A 14650-nucleotide genomic window follows, 5' to 3' on the forward strand; every position below is an offset into this window, starting at 1 on the left:
GGCCGGGGGGGGGGGCGGGGGGGGGGGGGGGGGGCCCGGCCCCGGGGGGGGGGGGGGGGGGGGGGGGGGGGGGGGGGGGGGGGGGGCGCCCCCCCCACCCCGTGGGGTCAGCCCCGGTGGCCGGTGGGGCGGGTGAGGTCCAGGGTGCGGACCGGGTCGAGTTCGCCGTAGTACGCGAGGCCCTGGTGGCGCACGCCGGTGACGGTCAGCACCGCCCGACCGGTGCCCGGGGCGACGGTTCCCCTCAGCCGGACCGAACCGTCCTTCTTCGTGGTGCCGGTGAGCCGGCGCACCGTGCCCTCCCAGCTCAGCTCGGCGGTGACCTCGGCGCCCTTCACCGGCCGGCCCTGCGCGGTCCGCACCACGGCGTCCGCGGTCACCTTCCACGCGGACGGCGAACCGGGCCGGCCGAGCAGTGCGGTGGTGGCGCCGAACGAGGCGACGGCGAGCTGCGACGGCGGGTTCGGCTGGGTCAGGGCGACCTGGTCGACGGTCCAGAAGGCGCTGTTCGTCCCCGTGTAGCGGAAGCTCAGCCGCGCCTCCCGGGCCCCCGACGGCACCGCCAGCTCCAGGTGCTCCACGGTGTTCGCGTTCGCCCGGTAGGCCTTGACGAGCCGCGGGGCGCCGCCGTCGTAGGACACGTACACATCACCGGTCTGGGGACCGTCGACCCGGTAGTTTGTGGCGAAGGAGAGCGTGGCCGTGGCCGCGCCGTTCAGCCGGTACGCGGGGCTGACCAGGGTGGAGTCGAAGGCACCCGCGGCGTGCGCCTTGTCGTCCCACTCGTCGGAGTCTGCCACCGCGAAGACGTCGCGCGCCCGCACGTTGGTCTCACGGCCCTGGCCGCGTTCGGCGTTGGACCAGAACGCGTCGGTGGCGAAGGCCCAGCCGCGCCACTCGGTGACGCCGCCGGACGGCATCCGGGAGTTGTCGATGCTCCAGCCGTCCGGCGCGGTGTTCGTCCAGCCCTTGAGGTCGGCCGCGAGGCCGGTCTCGTCGACCCGGGTGCGCAGCGCCGGGCGCAGCGCGTCGAAGGCGTCCGGCCGCAGATCGGCGAGCGCGGCACCGTCGAGGTCCCAGGCCGGGTCGGTGGCGACGCCCTCGTGGCGCAGGACGGTGGGCGCGATATCGGTGATCTTCACATCGTCGCGGACCGATCCGGGCGCGATGCCGCCGCCCCGGGCGAGGACGAACGTGCCCCGTTCCAGCGGGGTGTTGCCGCCGTGTCCGCCGGTCGGGGTGTGGCCGTGGTCGGCGGTGACGACGACGAGCCAGTCCTCGGAGGCGTACGTCGGACGGGAGGCGACGGCGTCGAGCAGCCGGCCGACCTGGGTGTCGGCGGTGTGCAGGGCCCTGAGATAGGCGTCGCTGGAGGAACCGGAGCTGTGGCCGGCCCCGTCGACCTCGTCCAGGTGGACGAAGGTGGAGTCGGGGTTGCCGTGGGCGAGGTAGTCCTCGGCCTTCGCCGTGGTCCCCTCGTCGTTGCCGCCGGCGATCCGCAGGTCCGTCTTCGCCCCGAACACGATCTGGGGGATCGGGCTCCAGGTGCCGACCACGAGCGTGGACACGGACGGGTCGGCCGTCTCCAGGCGGGTGGCGTAGTCGGGGTACTGACCGTAGTTCGGAGCCGTGAAGTCGTTGTCCGTCACATGGTGCTTGTCGGGCCAGACACCGGTGGCGATCGACGACCAGCCGGCGCCGGAGACGGTGGGCGCCATGGGCGAGGCGTACAGATTGCTGCGGGCCGTCAGACCCTCGGCGCGCAGCCGGTCCAGACGGGGCACATCGGCGCGCGCGAAGGCGTCGAAGGTGGCGCCGTCGATCCCGATGACCAGGGTCTTCGCCTTCTTGGTGCCGGACGGCAGCCCGGCGTACGGGGCGGCGGCGTCCCGCGCGTGGGCGGTGGCGACGGTGAACGGGAGGGCGAGGGCGGCGACGGCGGCGACGGCCGCCGCCGTGCGCGCGGAGCGCGGTAGGGACACGTGATCCTCCGGGATCGGTAGGTGGCACCGGGCGTTTCGGGGGAGCCCGGTCACCTCGCCGAGACTCGCGGCCGGGGGTGATCGGCCCGCACCGCGAACGGGACGGGCGCATGAACCGCACCCGACATCTGGACCAGACCCGTCACCGTTCCGTGATCTATGACGAGGCGTCGGCGTCACCGCTCCGACGCCCCGTCGTGCCCGGTGCCCCGTCCGGCTACCGCCCGACGCGGTCGAACCGCAGCGAACCCCCGAAGTTCTCGTCGTCCGTGCCCCACAGCCCCAGCCCGCGCGGCAGCGCGGCGACGGCCTCGATCTTCCGGTTGTCCTGCCGGGTGAAGCGCACCAGCGGGACGAGGGAACCCTCCGGATCGAGCCGCAGCACCGCGTCATGGGCGTGGTTCACCCTGAACCGCCCCGCCTCGTACACCGCCGAGGCGAACGGGCCGTCGTCCACATTGGGGTCCGAGGCCGCCGACACCAGGACCGTGCCGTCCGCGCGCACCTTCAGATCGCTGATGTGGCGCACCTCGTCCCGGTCCGGGAACGGTACGGAGAACTCCTGCCGGGCCGTCACCGTGCCGAACTCCAGGCCGTCCGCCCCGATGCGCACCCGGGCCGCGCCGACGACCGCCTTCTCCGGGCCGCTGCCCCGGGTCGCCCACACCGCGTACGTCCGCCCCGAGCGGTCGCGGTGCAGCGCGAAGGCCTCGTAGTTGTCGCCGCCGTGCCGCCCCGGCAGGGCGACCGGTCCGCGCCGGACCGTCGCCCGTCCGCCCGCCACCACGAAGTGGTACGCCTCGCCCCGGCTGGCCAGCGCGACATAGTGGCCCGGCCGGCCGGGCACGGCGTCCACGGCCTCCAGGTCGTTGGGGAGCGCGCCCCGCCACGTCAGTTCGCGCACGACCGGGACCCGGCCCGGACGCAGGCTCACGCTCGCCACCCGGCTCTGGTCCTCCGCCTTGTTGTCCCGTACGACGACGGCGTCGACCCGGTCGCGGCCCGCCGGAGCGCCCTCGACGAGCGCCAGACCGCTGACCCCGCCGGTGATGCCCGTACCGACCCGCTGCCAGCCGTCGGAGGCGGCCGAGGCGCCCGGGAGCACGGTGGCGAGGGCGGCGCAGGCGGCGGCCGTGACGATGAATCCGTTTCTGATCATGGAGTGACGGTAGGGCGGAGCGCACCGCCCGGGGCCGAACCACCGCTCCCCGCACCGGGGTTCCGCCCGCACGAGTGAACCGGGGGTACGCGGGGCGACGAACGCGGCGCCGGGGGCCCGCAGCGCCGGACGGGTGAAACCGCACCGTCTTCAGCGGTGTGCGGAGGCGGTATTGCCACAGTGGGTACCCCACTCCTACGTTCTTCAGCACGCCCTCTGTCTACGTGCGTAGACCGAGCGGGGTGCGCCGCGCCGGCCCGCGTACCTCCCGACGGCGGCTCATGAGTGAACGGCCCCGACCCGACGCGAATGGAGCAGAAGCCTTGGCACGCACCCTCATCACCGGCGGACTGGTCATCACCGCCGCCGACGAACTGCACGCCGACGTCCTGATCGACGGCGGCCGCGTGGTGGCCCTGGCCACCCCCGACAGCCACGGCTGGACCGCCGACCGCGTCATCGACGCCACCGGGAAGTACGTGATCCCGGGCGGGGTCGACGGCCACACCCACATGGAGATGCCCTTCGGCGGGACGTACGCCTCCGACACCTTCGAGACCGGCACCCGGGCCGCCGCCTGGGGCGGCACGACCACGATCATCGACTTCGCGATCCAGTCCAAGGAGCACACGCTCGCCGAGGGGCTCGACGCCTGGCACGCGAAGGCGGACGGTGTCTGCGCGATCGACTACGGCTTCCACATGATCATGTCGGACGTGAACGAGTCCTCCCTCCGGGAGATGGACGGCCTCGTCGCCTCCGGGGTCACCTCGTTCAAGCTGTTCACCGCCTATCCCGGGGTGTTCTTCTCCGACGACGGCCAGATCCTGCGCGCCATGCAGCGCGCCGCGTCCAACGGCGGACTGGTCATGACCCACGCGGAGAACGGCCTGGCCATCGACGTCCTGGTCGAACAGGCGCTGGCGCGCGGCGAACGCGACCCCCGCTACCACGGGGAGGTCCGCAGGGCCCTGCTGGAGGCGGAGGCCACCCACCGGGTGATCCGGCTCAGCCAGGTCGCCGGAGCCCCCCTCTACGTGGTGCACGTCTCCGCCCGGGAGGCCGTCGCCGAACTCGCGCGCGCCCGGGACGAGGGACTGCCGGTCTTCGGCGAGACCTGTCCGCAGTACCTGTTCCTGTCCACGGACAACCTGGCCGAGCCCGGCTTCGAGGGCGCCAAGTACGTGTGCTCCACCCCGCTGCGCCCGAAGGAGCACCAGGAGGACCTGTGGCGCGGGCTGCGGACGGACGACCTCCAGGTGGTCTCCACGGACCACTGCCCGTTCTGCTTCAAGGGCCAGAAGGAGAAGGGCCTCGGTGACTTCTCGAAGATCCCCAACGGCATGCCCGGCGTCGAGAACCGCATGGACCTGCTGCACCAGGCCGTCGTCGACGGCCGGATCGGCCGCCGCCGCTGGATCGAGATCGCCTGCGCGGCCCCGGCCCGGATGTTCGGCCTCTACCCGAAGAAGGGCACCATCGCGCCCGGCTCCGACGCCGACATCGTCGTCTACGACCCCACGGCCCAGCAGACGATGTCCGCCGCCACGCACCACATGAACGTCGACTACTCGGCCTACGAGGGCAAGCGCGTCACCGGCCGGGTCGAGACCGTCCTGTCGCGGGGCACCGTCGTCATCGAGGACCGCTCCTACGTCGGCCGGCCCGGCCACGGGACGTACGTGCCCCGAGGTCTGTGCCAGTACGCGAACTGAGCCGCGCGGTGCGCCGGGAGGCGGCCGGCCGCGCGCGGCCGCCTCCGCGCCCGCACCCCGCTCCTGCGCGACGCGCAGCCCCGGACGGGTCGGTGCACGGTCCGGAATGCCCCCCTGTGGAAGGATCGTCCGCACCGCTCCGCCCGACCGGCACCCCGGAACCCCGCCCGCCCGCGTGCGCCCCCGCACCGCAGGGGCGCGAGGGCGGCCCCCTGTCATCTCCCACACCAGGAGCAACCGGCATGGACTTCGGACTCGTACTCCAGACGGACCCGCCCGCCTCGGCCGTGGTCGGCCTGATGCGCCGCGCCGAACGCAACGGCTTCCGCTACGGCTGGACCTTCGACTCGGCGGTGCTCTGGCAGGAGCCCTTCGTCATCTACAGCCGCATCCTCGAACACACCGAACGCCTCGTCGTGGGGCCCATGGTGACCAACCCCGGCACCCGCACCTGGGAGGTGACCGCCTCCACCTTCGCGACGCTCAACGAGATGTACGGCAACCGCACGGTCTGCGGCATCGGCCGGGGCGACTCCGCGATGCGCGTCGCCGGACGCCACCCCAACACCCTCGCCCGCCTCGGCGAGGCCATCGACGTCATCCGCGACCTCGCCGAGGGCCGGGAGGCGCTGGTCGACGGACAACCGGTCCGGATCCCCTGGATCAGGAACGGGAGACTGCCCGTCTGGATGGGCGCGTACGGACCCAAGGCCCTCGCCCTGGCCGGGCAGAAGGCCGACGGCTTCATCCTCCAGCTCGCCGACCCCTTCCTCACCGAGTGGATGATCAAGGCCGTGCGGGACGCGGCCGCCGGGGCGGGCCGGGACCCCGACGCCGTCACCATCTGCGTGGCCGCCCCCGCGTACGTCGGCGACGACCTCGCCCACGCCCGGGAGCAGTGCCGCTGGTTCGGCGGCATGGTCGGCAACCACGTCGCCGACCTGGTCTCGCGCTACGGCGAGCACTCCGGCCTCGTCCCCGAGGCCCTCACCGCGTACATCGCCGGACGCGCCGGATACGACTACAGCCACCACGGCCGCGCCGGCAACCCCGACACCGCCTTCGTGCCCGACGAGATCGTCGACCGCTTCTGCCTGCTGGGCCCGCCGGAGGCGCACATCGAGAAGCTGCGCGTCCTGCGCGACCTGGGCGTCGACCAGTTCGCCGTCTACAACATGCACGACGCCCGCGAGGCGACCATCGACGCGTACGGAGCGGAGATCATCCCCGCGCTGACGGGCTGAGGGTCCCTCACACCGGATTGTCCGTGCGCCCCAGCAACGCGCTGAGGTCGAACGTCTCGCTCGGCGACGGCGTGTTCCTGGGCACCGGCTCGCCGAAGGCGGAGAGGTTCACCACCGCGTCGGCGCCGTTGCCCCGCACGCCGAGCCGCAGCGGGTACGGCTTGCCGGTGGCGGCGACGTCCACCGTGAGGGTGGTGCCGTCGCGCATGCGGGTCAGCGGGATCGCCGGGACCCCGTCGACGGTGGTCTTCGCACCCTTGTTGAGGGTCCCGGTGTCGTCGTTGGCGTTGTCGCTGACGAGTTTCTGGAAGGTGTTGAGATCGCAGGTCTTCGTCACGGCACGGAGCCGGGGGTCGTCGGCCTTGCCCTTGACGTAGCGGTCGCCGATGATCGCGGCGAACGTCGTCCCGCCGTTGGGGACCTGGTTCTTCCAGAAGTCGGCGTCGGGTTTGATCCAGATGTCGTCGCCGCGCTTCACGACGAGCGCGGAACCCTGGTCGCTCCCCAGGTCGACCGAGCCGTTGCAGTTGCCGTCGCGGTCCAGGGTCAGCTCCAGGGACATGGACGTCCCGCCCCCGGAGAGCTTCCCCTCGGAACTCAGGTGCAGGGATTCCACGCCGAGCAGCGCGTCGCGGGAGCGGTCGGCGATCTGCTGCGCGGAGAGCGTGTCGATGTCCTCCGCGTGGGCCACGCCACCGCCGATGACGCCGCCTGCGGTGACGCCGAGTACCAGGGCGGCCGTCCAGGCCGCCGGGCGGGTGCCGAGGTGTGAACCGGTCACGTTCGCCTCCTCGAAAGGTCGTGGCGGGAGTGTGCGGGTCTGCCTTCGGTCATTCGAGCGTACGTCGGCGGCGAGCCGCCCGCCCGCGCGGACCGGACCCCGCACCCCGTGCACGCAGCGTGACGTTCCGGGCGGTTTTCGGCCGCCCGGACGGGGGGACGGTTGCCACGCACCGACCGTGTACCACCGAGAGGGAACCATGACCACCCCGCTGAACCGCCTGTCCCGCATCGCCGCCGTCGCCGGGCTGACCACCGCACTCGCCGTCTCCACCGGCCTGACCGCCGCCGCCGCGGCCCCGGCGGCCACCCCGCCCGGTCTCTCCTGCGAAACCGGCAAGCACGCCATCGACGACTACACCGGCTACGCGCTGTGCCAGAACAACGGCAACTCCCCGCAGACCTTCTGGGTCCACCTCGTCTGCGGCTGGTCCCCCGACGTCGACGGCGAGCACGTCACCCTCGACCCGGGCCAGTCCGGCCAGTCGACCGCCCACTGCGCGGGCCTCGGCACGGGGATCGGGGAGATCACCGTGCAGCCGTAGGCGGTGCGGACGATCCTTCCACCGAGGAGCCGCGCGGGTGGTCCGCAAGGCGTCCCAGCGCCGCCTCCAGCCGCTCGCGCAGCCCGTCCGCGTCGTCGGTCACCCATGGGTGGGCGGCACCGAAGCCGTCCCAGTCGACCGTCCACCCCCTGACCGTCCGAGGGGCGAACCCCGCCGCGTGCGCGCCCAGCACCCTGTGCAGCAGGCCCGGAGCGAGCCGGGTGCCGGGGTGCTCGGCCAGGAGGACGGCGTCGTACAGGTCCTTGGCCGCGCCGTGCCCGCGACTCCCGGAGTCGTCGGTGAGCCAGAGGAGCTTCCAGGCCAGCGACAGTCCCGGGCCCGCCGTCCGCACGGGGTCGGGGGCGCCCCCGTCGCCGCGCGGACAGGCCGTCCACACCGGGGACTCCGGCAGGGTCTCGTCCGCCGCGAAGTCCATCCGCAGCTCGCCCCCGGGCAGGCCCTCCGCCTCCCAGGGGACCACCACACGCTCCCCGGGCGTCTCGTACACCCGGTACATCCAGGTGCCGTCGCCCCGCACCGCGCCCGGATCGATCCGGATCCCGTCGGGCGGGGGCGGACCGGCCGCGAGCAGGGCGGCCAGCTCCTCGTGCGGGGCGCGGTGCTCGTCGGCCTCCTCCCGCGTCATCCAGTGCAGCCCGTCCGGCGCCACCACCGCCCGCGTGCCGCCCAGGTGGTGGTCCCCGCAGGTCCACAGCTCCGGAGCGCCGGCGCCGTGCACCGCCTCCGGCCACAGCTGGACGGGATCGAAGGAGTCGACGTACGGAAAGGGGTCCTGCCCGTCCACGAAGCTCGTGGACGGAGGGTCCAGCACGATCCAGTCGAGGTCCCCCGGCTCCCGCGCCACCGGACCCAGCCACGCCCGCAGGGGCAGACTGCCGCGCAGGACCAGCCCCTCGCCCCACGCCGAGGCGGCGATCACCGCCAGCAGATGGTCCTGGACCGCGCGGTGCGCCGCACGCCAGCGCCGGGCCCGTGCCGGTGAGCCGAACGGCGGTTCGCCGGGCACCGGCCGGTCCCACGGGCTCATACGGCCGCTCCGGCCCGCTCGGTGATCCACCCGGCGTCCAGCCCCGGGTGGTCGTCGTGCACCACGAACTCCTCCTCGCGCTCCAGGACATGGAGGCCCGCTTGGTCCAACGCGGCCAGCAGGGCCTCCAGTTCGCGCCGCGCTCCGTCGCGTCCGACGCCCCGGCAGCGCTGGGTGACGAAGCGTTCGTGCGCGGGGCCGTCCGTGGCGCGGCGGGCGTTGCGGGACAGATGCGCGCCGTGCCGTTCGGCGACCGTCCTGGCCGCGGCGGTCTCCGTCCCGTCCCGGAGCGACAGCTTGACGTGGTGCTCGAAGTGGCAGACGGGCGGCAGGGCCGCCGCCTCGGCGGCGGTCCGGGGCACGTCGCCGTTCCAGGGAGCGGCCTCGATCTTCACCCGGACGACGCGGAACCCGGCGGCGGCCAGATGTGCCGAGCGCAGCCGGGCGGCGGCGCGCAGCGCGGTGAGCGACCCCCGCCCCCGTTCGCTCAGCATGGGCTGGTCGGGGCTCGCGCCACGGTCGAGCAGGATGCGCGTGAGCTTCATGCCGTGCGCCCCGGCCCACCGCTCCAGCGGCTCGTACGCCGTCCCGGTGCCCGGACGTCCATGACCCGCGACCGGCCGCACCGTCAGATGCGTCTCGAAATCGCCCTCGAACTCCATGTGTTCCGCCCGCTCGCTCGTTCGCCGTCCGGGCGTGCGTCCGCACGGCCCACCCCGTACGGGAACGTAACAAGCGGCACTGACAGCGGGCCCTCGCCCTTGAGCCCCCCGCCCCCGCTCGTTACTCTCCGGTAAGTCCGTACGGGCGTCCGCCGAGGCATCCGTCCGGCGGCCAGACGCCCCATCCGACGCGGTACGAGGGAGGCAGGAGCCGATGTCCTCAGAGCGGTCCACCGGGGTGGAGGCCGGGCTGGCCGGCAGTGTGCGGGCGCTCGCGGCGGGGGAGACGACGTCGGCGCGGCTGGTGGCCGGGGCGCTGGAGCGGATCGCGGAGAGCCAGGGGCGGATCAACGCCTTCCGGCATCTGCGGGAAGAGGCGGCGCGGGCCGAGGCCGAGGAGGCGGACCGCCGGCTCGCGGCGGGGGAGAGGCTGCCCCTGCTCGGGGTGCCCGTCGCGGTGAAGGACGACACCGATGTGGCGGGGCTGCCCACGCACTTCGGATGCGCGGGGGAACGCCCGCCCGCGACGGCCGACAGCGAGGCGGTGCGGCGGCTGCGGGCCGCGGGCGCGGTCGTCGTGGGCAAGACGCACTCCTGCGAGCTGGGGCAGTGGCCGTTCACGGAGGGGCCCGCGTTCGGCGCCACCCGCAATCCGTGGAACACCGCCCACACCCCCGGCGGCTCCTCGGGCGGTTCGGCGGCGGCCGTCGCCGCGGGGCTCGTGCCCGCCGCGCTCGGCTCGGACGGCGCGGGCTCCGTCCGCATCCCCGCCGCCTGGACCCACCTCGTCGGCATCAAACCGCAGCGCGGCCGGATCTCCGTCCATCCGCACAGCGACGCCTTCCAGGGGCTCACCGTCAACGGCCCGCTGGCCCGCACCGTCGAGGACGCTGCCCTGCTGCTGGACGCCGTCGCCGGGCCCCATCCCGACGACCCGCACCGCCCGCCGCCCGTCCGGGCCGCCGAGGCCGCCCGCCGCGACCCCGGCCGGCTGCGCATCGCGCTCGCCTGGCGGCCCCCGCTGACCCTCACCCTCGCCGCGCCCCATCCCGACGTCCGGCGTGCCGTCACCGCGCTCGCCGAGACCCTGGCCCGGCTCGGACACGACGTCGAGGAAGCGCGCCCCCGCTACGGGCTCATCGGCCTCGGCTTCGTGCCCCGCGCCACCGTTGGCATCGCCGAACTCGCCGCCCTCCACCCCGAACCGGCGCTGCTGGACCCCCGTACCCGCAGCGCCCTGCGCACCGGCACCCGTCTCGGCGGCCGGATCGTGCGGGCGGCCCGCGCCCGGGAGGTGCGCCAGCACCGCAGGATCGGGGCACTGTTCCACCCGCCCCGGGACCGCTCCGGACCCGGCTTCGACGTGCTGCTCACCCCGACGACCGCCCTGCCCCCGCCCCGGATCGGCCGCTTCGACGGGCTGAGCGCCTGGCGCACCGATGTGGCGATCGCCGAGGCCTGCCCGTACGCCTGGCCGTGGAACGTCCTGGGCTGGCCCGGCGTCAACGTACCCGCCGGGTTCACCCCGGACGGTCTCCCCGTCGGCGCGCAGCTCCTCGGCCCCTCCCGGGGCGAGGAGACCCTGATCTCCCTCGCCGCCCAGCTGGAGGCCGAGCTCCGCTGGGCCGGCCACCGGCCGCCGGGCTTCGCGGGAGGCGGGGAGCGGCGCACCCCGTGACGCTCACGGGCGGTGCGCCGTCACCACCCACACCCCGGCCCGCAGCAGCACCCCGTGCGGCGTCTCGTACGGCCGGAACACCTCCTCCATCGCCGCTTCGGTGGCCTCGGAGACCGCCGGGCCGCGGGTGCGCGAGAGGTGGAACGCCACCGCGTCGGCCGCGTCCTTCCCCCACCGGGTCCGTGCGTCGACGGCCCGGACGGCGATGTCCGTGAACCCCGAGGCGCCCAGCACCGTGCGGACCCGGTCCGGCTCCGACAGCGACGCCATCGCCTCCGCCACCGGACTGCCGCCCGGATCCTCCTGCCCCAGCAATGAGGACAGGGTGCGGAGCGTCCGGCTCTCCTCGCCCTCCACCGGGGCCGGCCGAGGGCAGAGGAACACCAGCCGGCCGCCCGGCCGCAGCGCCCCCGCGATGTTCGTGAACGCGGCGACCGGGTCGGCGAAGAACATCACCCCGCCCCGGCTGAGCGCCAGATCGTAGGCCCCGGGCTCGAAGACACAGGTCTGCGCGTCCGCCAGACGGTACGTCAGACGCGGGAACCGTCCGCCGTCGGTCAGCGCGCGGGCGGCGTCGAGCTGCGGCTCCGAGAGGTCGACGCCGGTGACCTCGACCCCCGGCGCCCGCAGCGCGGCCGTCCGGGCGGTGTGACCGCTGCCGCAGCCGATGTCCACCACCCGCTCCCCGGCCCGGATGCCCGCCGCCTCGAACAGGGCGGCGTCGAATCCGCCGAGCATGGCGTCGTAGCGGTCCGGGTGGGCCGCCCAGTGCTCCCCGAGCGGGCCGTTCCAGGCCTCGGCGACATTCACGCGTGGTCCCTCGCATCCGTGGTGAGCGTGGCCTCGACCCGTCCGACGGCGAGCATCGCGCCGAAGGCGATCAGATGGACGAGGCAGTGGTCGGTGAACGGGGGCGCCAGCCAGGCGGCCACGTCCTCGTCCGTGATCCGGTACGGGGCCCGCGCCGCGAGCACCGCCAGCCGGGCGCCCGGCCGCTCCGCCCGGTCCGGCAGCTCCGCGCCGTGCAGGGGCAGCGGGGTGACACCGTCCCAGGACGCCACCGACGCGCGGACCAGCGCCGCGTCCTCGTCGCTCAGCAGACCCGCGCCCGTCTCCGCCGCCGTGCGCAGCGCGCCGAACGCGGTCCCCGCCGGGGCGCCGCCCGCCCAGCCGGGCGCCTCGCCGACGGTCTCCAGCAGGGGCAGGCTCAGCCCCGCGACCGGGGTGCGCCGCACCGTACGCGACAGCGCCCGGCCCGCCACGCTCCGCACACAGCGGATCCGCTGGAGCCCCATCGGGAGCATGCTCTCCGTCAGCAGCGCGGAGACGATCCGGTTGATGAAGTGGAACGCGAGCGCGGTGCCGATCAGTTCGGGCGCGTCGGCACGCGGGAACGGCGGCGGGGTGCTCATGTCCTTGCCCCAGGCCAGCAGCGCCCGGTGGCCGGGATCGTCCGGCACACCGTCCCGCGCGATGGTCTCGGCCAGCCGGTGGTCGCCCGTGGCGTGCAGCAGCACCGTGTGCGCGTCCACGCAGAACGGACAGCGGTTGGCGAGCGACACCCCGGCCGCCACCACCTCCTTGTCCGTACGGGACACGTGTCCGGCCAGCAGCGTCTCGCGCAGCAGCGCCCAGGCCGAGGTGAGCAGCGGAGGGGAGGCCGACAGAACGACGAAGGTCGCCGCCCGGTCGATCCCGAAGTCGGTGGACATCTGGGCGTACACGTCCGCGACCACGCCGGTCGCGGACTTCGGAGGTTCGGGTGAGGTGTAGCGGAAAGGTCCGGTCATGGCGACGATGCTCGCCCCCGCACCGGGGCCGCGTCGTCGTACCGCCGAAGGCACCGCGGGCTGCTGCCCGGCGACCGGCGGCGGCCCGGAACTACTCCCCGGGGAGTAGCGGCGGGCCCGTCCCCGGGGGCGATGCCCCGCCCGGCGTACGGGAGTTAGGGTGCCGCACATGACGGGGGACACGGACAGCACCACGACCGGGGGACGCCGCGCCGGCCCGCCCCGCGGCGACCGGGCCGCGCTCCGCGCCCGGCTGCTCGACGCGGGGCTCGCGGCCGCGATCGGCGCGGCGGTCGCCGCCGCCGCCCTGGCGGCCTCCGACCCGGACGCCCTGGACCTCGTGCTGATCGCCGGGGGATCGCTGGTCCTGGTGGAGCACCGCCGCTCCCCGCGCGCCGTACTGGCCGTCACCACGCTCGCCCTGTTCGCCTACGTCCTCCACGACCGCCCCGGCAGCTGGGCGGCCTTTCCCGTCCTGGCCGCCGTGCACGCCGCCGCCCGCAGCGGACACCGCGGCTGGGGCACGACGGCCGGCGCCCTCTTCCTCGGCGGCTACTTCACCGTCCTGCTCACGGCGGAGCCGGCCGTCGAGGGCGTCGTGGAACGGACCCTGCTGCTCCTGGGCTGGTTCCTGTGCGCCGGGGTCACCGGGCTCATCGACAAGAACTGGCAGGCGTACCTCCGCCAGACCGAACAGCGGGCCCTGGACGCCGAACGCGGCCGGGAGGAAGCGGCGTTGCGCCGGGCCGGCGAGGAACGGCTGAGGATCGCCCGCGAGTTGCACGATTCGCTGACCCACTCCATCTCCATCGTCAAACTCCAGGCCGGTGTCGCCGTCCACCTCGCCCGCAAACGCGGCACCGAGGTGGAACCGGCACTCCTCGCCATCCAGGAGGCGAGCGGGGAGGCGATGCGCGAACTGCGCGCCACCCTGGAGGTGCTCCGCACCGAGGAGGCCGGACCGGGCAGCGGGCTCGACCGCATCGGCGAACTCGCCGACCGCGCCCGGGGCGCGGGCATCACCCTCGCGGTCACCGTCACCGGCCACGAGCGCCCGCTCCCCGCCGCCGTGGACCGCACCGCGTACCGGATCGTGCAGGAGGCCCTGACCAACGTCGCCCGCCACGCCGACCGGGCCCCGACCACCGTCGCCCTCGCCTACGGGCCCACGGCCCTGACCGTACGCGTCGAGGACCGGGGCCCCTGCGGCCCCGGCGACACGATCACCGCCGGCACCGGCCTCACCGGCATGCGCGAGCGGGTCACCGCGCTCGGCGGCACCCTCGCCGCCGCCCCGCGCCGCACCGGAGGCTTCGCCGTACGCGCCGAACTCCCGCTCTCCGCGGCCGGATCCGCCGGATGAGCGGCGGCGAGGCCCCGCTCCGGGTGCTCATCGTGGACGACCAGGCCCTGATGCGGGCCGGATTCCGGGCGCTGCTCGACGCGGAGGACGGCATCGAGGTCGTCGGCGAGGCGGAGAACGGGCGCGCCGGGGTGGAACTGGCCCGGCTGCACACGCCCGACGTCGCCCTCGTCGACGTACAGATGCCCGTGATGACCGGGATCGAGGCCACCCGGGAGATCGCCGCCGACCCCCGCCTCGGCGGTGTCCACGTGGTCATCCTCACCAACTACGGGCTGGACGAGTACGTGTTCGACGCGCTGCGGGCCGGGGCCGCGGGCTTTCTGCTCAAGGACACCGAACCGGCCGAACTGCTCCGGGCCGTCCGGGTCGCGGCGCGCGGCGACGCGCTGCTCTCGCCCGCCGTCACCCGCCGGCTGATCGGGGAGTTCGTCGCCCGGCCGCCCGACCGGGCGAGCGCCCCCGGCTTCGAGACCCTGACCCGCCGCGAACGGGAGGTCAGCGCCCTGGCGGCGCGCGGTCTGACCAACGAGGAGATCGCCGCCCACATGGTCATCAGCCCGTTCACCGCCAAGACCCACATCAGCCGCGCCATGACCAAGCTCGGGGCCCGCGACCGGGCCCAACTCGTCGTCTTCGTCTACGAGTCGGGCCTCGTCGAGCCGCGCGGGCGCTGAGGGTGCC

13 protein-coding genes are annotated in these 14650 nt (G+C 74.6%); 6 read left to right on the plus strand and 7 right to left on the minus strand.

Annotated features, from left to right (window positions below; genetic code table 11):
• Nucleotides 1–107: 107 nt before the first annotated feature.
• Nucleotides 108–1982 carry an alkaline phosphatase family protein gene (locus ACZ4FH_RS13415; RefSeq protein WP_467304462.1) on the minus strand — a complete coding sequence of 625 codons (1875 nt, stop codon included), beginning with the start codon at nt 1980–1982 and terminating at the stop codon, nt 108–110.
• A 217-nt stretch (nt 1983–2199) separates the two neighbouring features.
• Complete coding sequence (locus ACZ4FH_RS13420) at nt 2200–3141, minus strand: hypothetical protein (protein ID WP_467304464.1); 942 nt, start codon at nt 3139–3141, stop codon at nt 2200–2202.
• 281 nt (nt 3142–3422) lie between these two features.
• On the opposite strand from ACZ4FH_RS13420, the gene hydA reads away from it, so the two are divergent.
• Both hydA and ACZ4FH_RS13430 read left to right on the plus strand, forming a co-directional pair.
• Nucleotides 3423–4856, plus strand: coding sequence for a dihydropyrimidinase (gene hydA, locus ACZ4FH_RS13425; RefSeq protein WP_467304466.1), 1434 nt, complete (start codon nt 3423–3425; stop codon nt 4854–4856).
• Nucleotides 4857–5098: 242 nt separating this feature from the next.
• A complete protein-coding gene (locus ACZ4FH_RS13430) occupies nt 5099–6100 on the plus strand; it encodes a TIGR03842 family LLM class F420-dependent oxidoreductase (RefSeq protein ID WP_467304467.1) in 1002 nt (333 codons plus the stop codon).
• A gap of 7 nt (nt 6101–6107) precedes the next feature.
• On the opposite strand, the gene ACZ4FH_RS13435 is transcribed toward ACZ4FH_RS13430, so the two are convergent.
• Complete coding sequence (locus ACZ4FH_RS13435; RefSeq protein WP_467304469.1) at nt 6108–6881, minus strand: hypothetical protein; 774 nt, start codon at nt 6879–6881, stop codon at nt 6108–6110.
• Nucleotides 6882–7080: 199 nt separating this feature from the next.
• Here ACZ4FH_RS13435 and ACZ4FH_RS13440 point away from each other — a divergent pair, with 199 nt between their 5' ends.
• Nucleotides 7081–7425 (plus strand): hypothetical protein, encoded by a 345-nt coding sequence (locus ACZ4FH_RS13440; protein ID WP_467304470.1) that lies wholly within the window; start codon nt 7081–7083, stop codon nt 7423–7425.
• On the opposite strand, the gene ACZ4FH_RS13445 is transcribed toward ACZ4FH_RS13440, so the two are convergent.
• Nucleotides 7409–8473, minus strand: coding sequence for a nucleotidyl transferase AbiEii/AbiGii toxin family protein (locus ACZ4FH_RS13445; protein ID WP_467304472.1), 1065 nt, complete (start codon nt 8471–8473; stop codon nt 7409–7411). The genes ACZ4FH_RS13440 and ACZ4FH_RS13445 overlap by 17 nt on opposite strands.
• Nucleotides 8470–9135 carry a hypothetical protein gene (locus tag ACZ4FH_RS13450; RefSeq protein ID WP_467304473.1) on the minus strand — a complete coding sequence of 222 codons (666 nt, stop codon included), beginning with the start codon at nt 9133–9135 and terminating at the stop codon, nt 8470–8472. Before ACZ4FH_RS13450 ends, ACZ4FH_RS13445 begins: the two co-directional genes overlap by 4 nt.
• A 214-nt stretch (nt 9136–9349) precedes the next feature.
• On the opposite strand from ACZ4FH_RS13450, the gene ACZ4FH_RS13455 reads away from it, so the two are divergent.
• Nucleotides 9350–10813 carry an amidase gene (locus ACZ4FH_RS13455; RefSeq protein ID WP_467304475.1) on the plus strand — a complete coding sequence of 488 codons (1464 nt, stop codon included), beginning with the start codon at nt 9350–9352 and terminating at the stop codon, nt 10811–10813.
• Nucleotides 10814–10816: 3 nt separating this feature from the next.
• On the opposite strand, the gene ACZ4FH_RS13460 is transcribed toward ACZ4FH_RS13455, so the two are convergent.
• Both ACZ4FH_RS13460 and ACZ4FH_RS13465 read right to left on the minus strand, forming a co-directional pair.
• Complete coding sequence (locus ACZ4FH_RS13460) at nt 10817–11623, minus strand: class I SAM-dependent methyltransferase (RefSeq protein ID WP_467304477.1); 807 nt, start codon at nt 11621–11623, stop codon at nt 10817–10819.
• The gene (locus tag ACZ4FH_RS13465) at nt 11620–12603 is read right to left on the minus strand and encodes a carboxymuconolactone decarboxylase family protein (RefSeq protein ID WP_467304479.1); all 984 of its coding nucleotides are present in this window, start codon (nt 12601–12603) and stop codon (nt 11620–11622) included. Before ACZ4FH_RS13465 ends, ACZ4FH_RS13460 begins: the two co-directional genes overlap by 4 nt.
• A gap of 169 nt (nt 12604–12772) precedes the next feature.
• Between ACZ4FH_RS13465 and ACZ4FH_RS13470 the strand changes: the two genes are divergently transcribed.
• Both ACZ4FH_RS13470 and ACZ4FH_RS13475 read left to right on the plus strand, forming a co-directional pair.
• Nucleotides 12773–13966 (plus strand): sensor histidine kinase, encoded by a 1194-nt coding sequence (locus ACZ4FH_RS13470; protein WP_467304481.1) that lies wholly within the window; start codon nt 12773–12775, stop codon nt 13964–13966.
• The gene (locus ACZ4FH_RS13475) at nt 13963–14643 is read left to right on the plus strand and encodes a response regulator (protein ID WP_467304483.1); all 681 of its coding nucleotides are present in this window, start codon (nt 13963–13965) and stop codon (nt 14641–14643) included. The genes ACZ4FH_RS13470 and ACZ4FH_RS13475 overlap by 4 nt, the downstream gene beginning before the upstream one ends.
• Nucleotides 14644–14650: the final 7 nt, after the last annotated feature.

Source organism: Streptomyces sp. NPDC024555 (assembly GCF_055559335.1).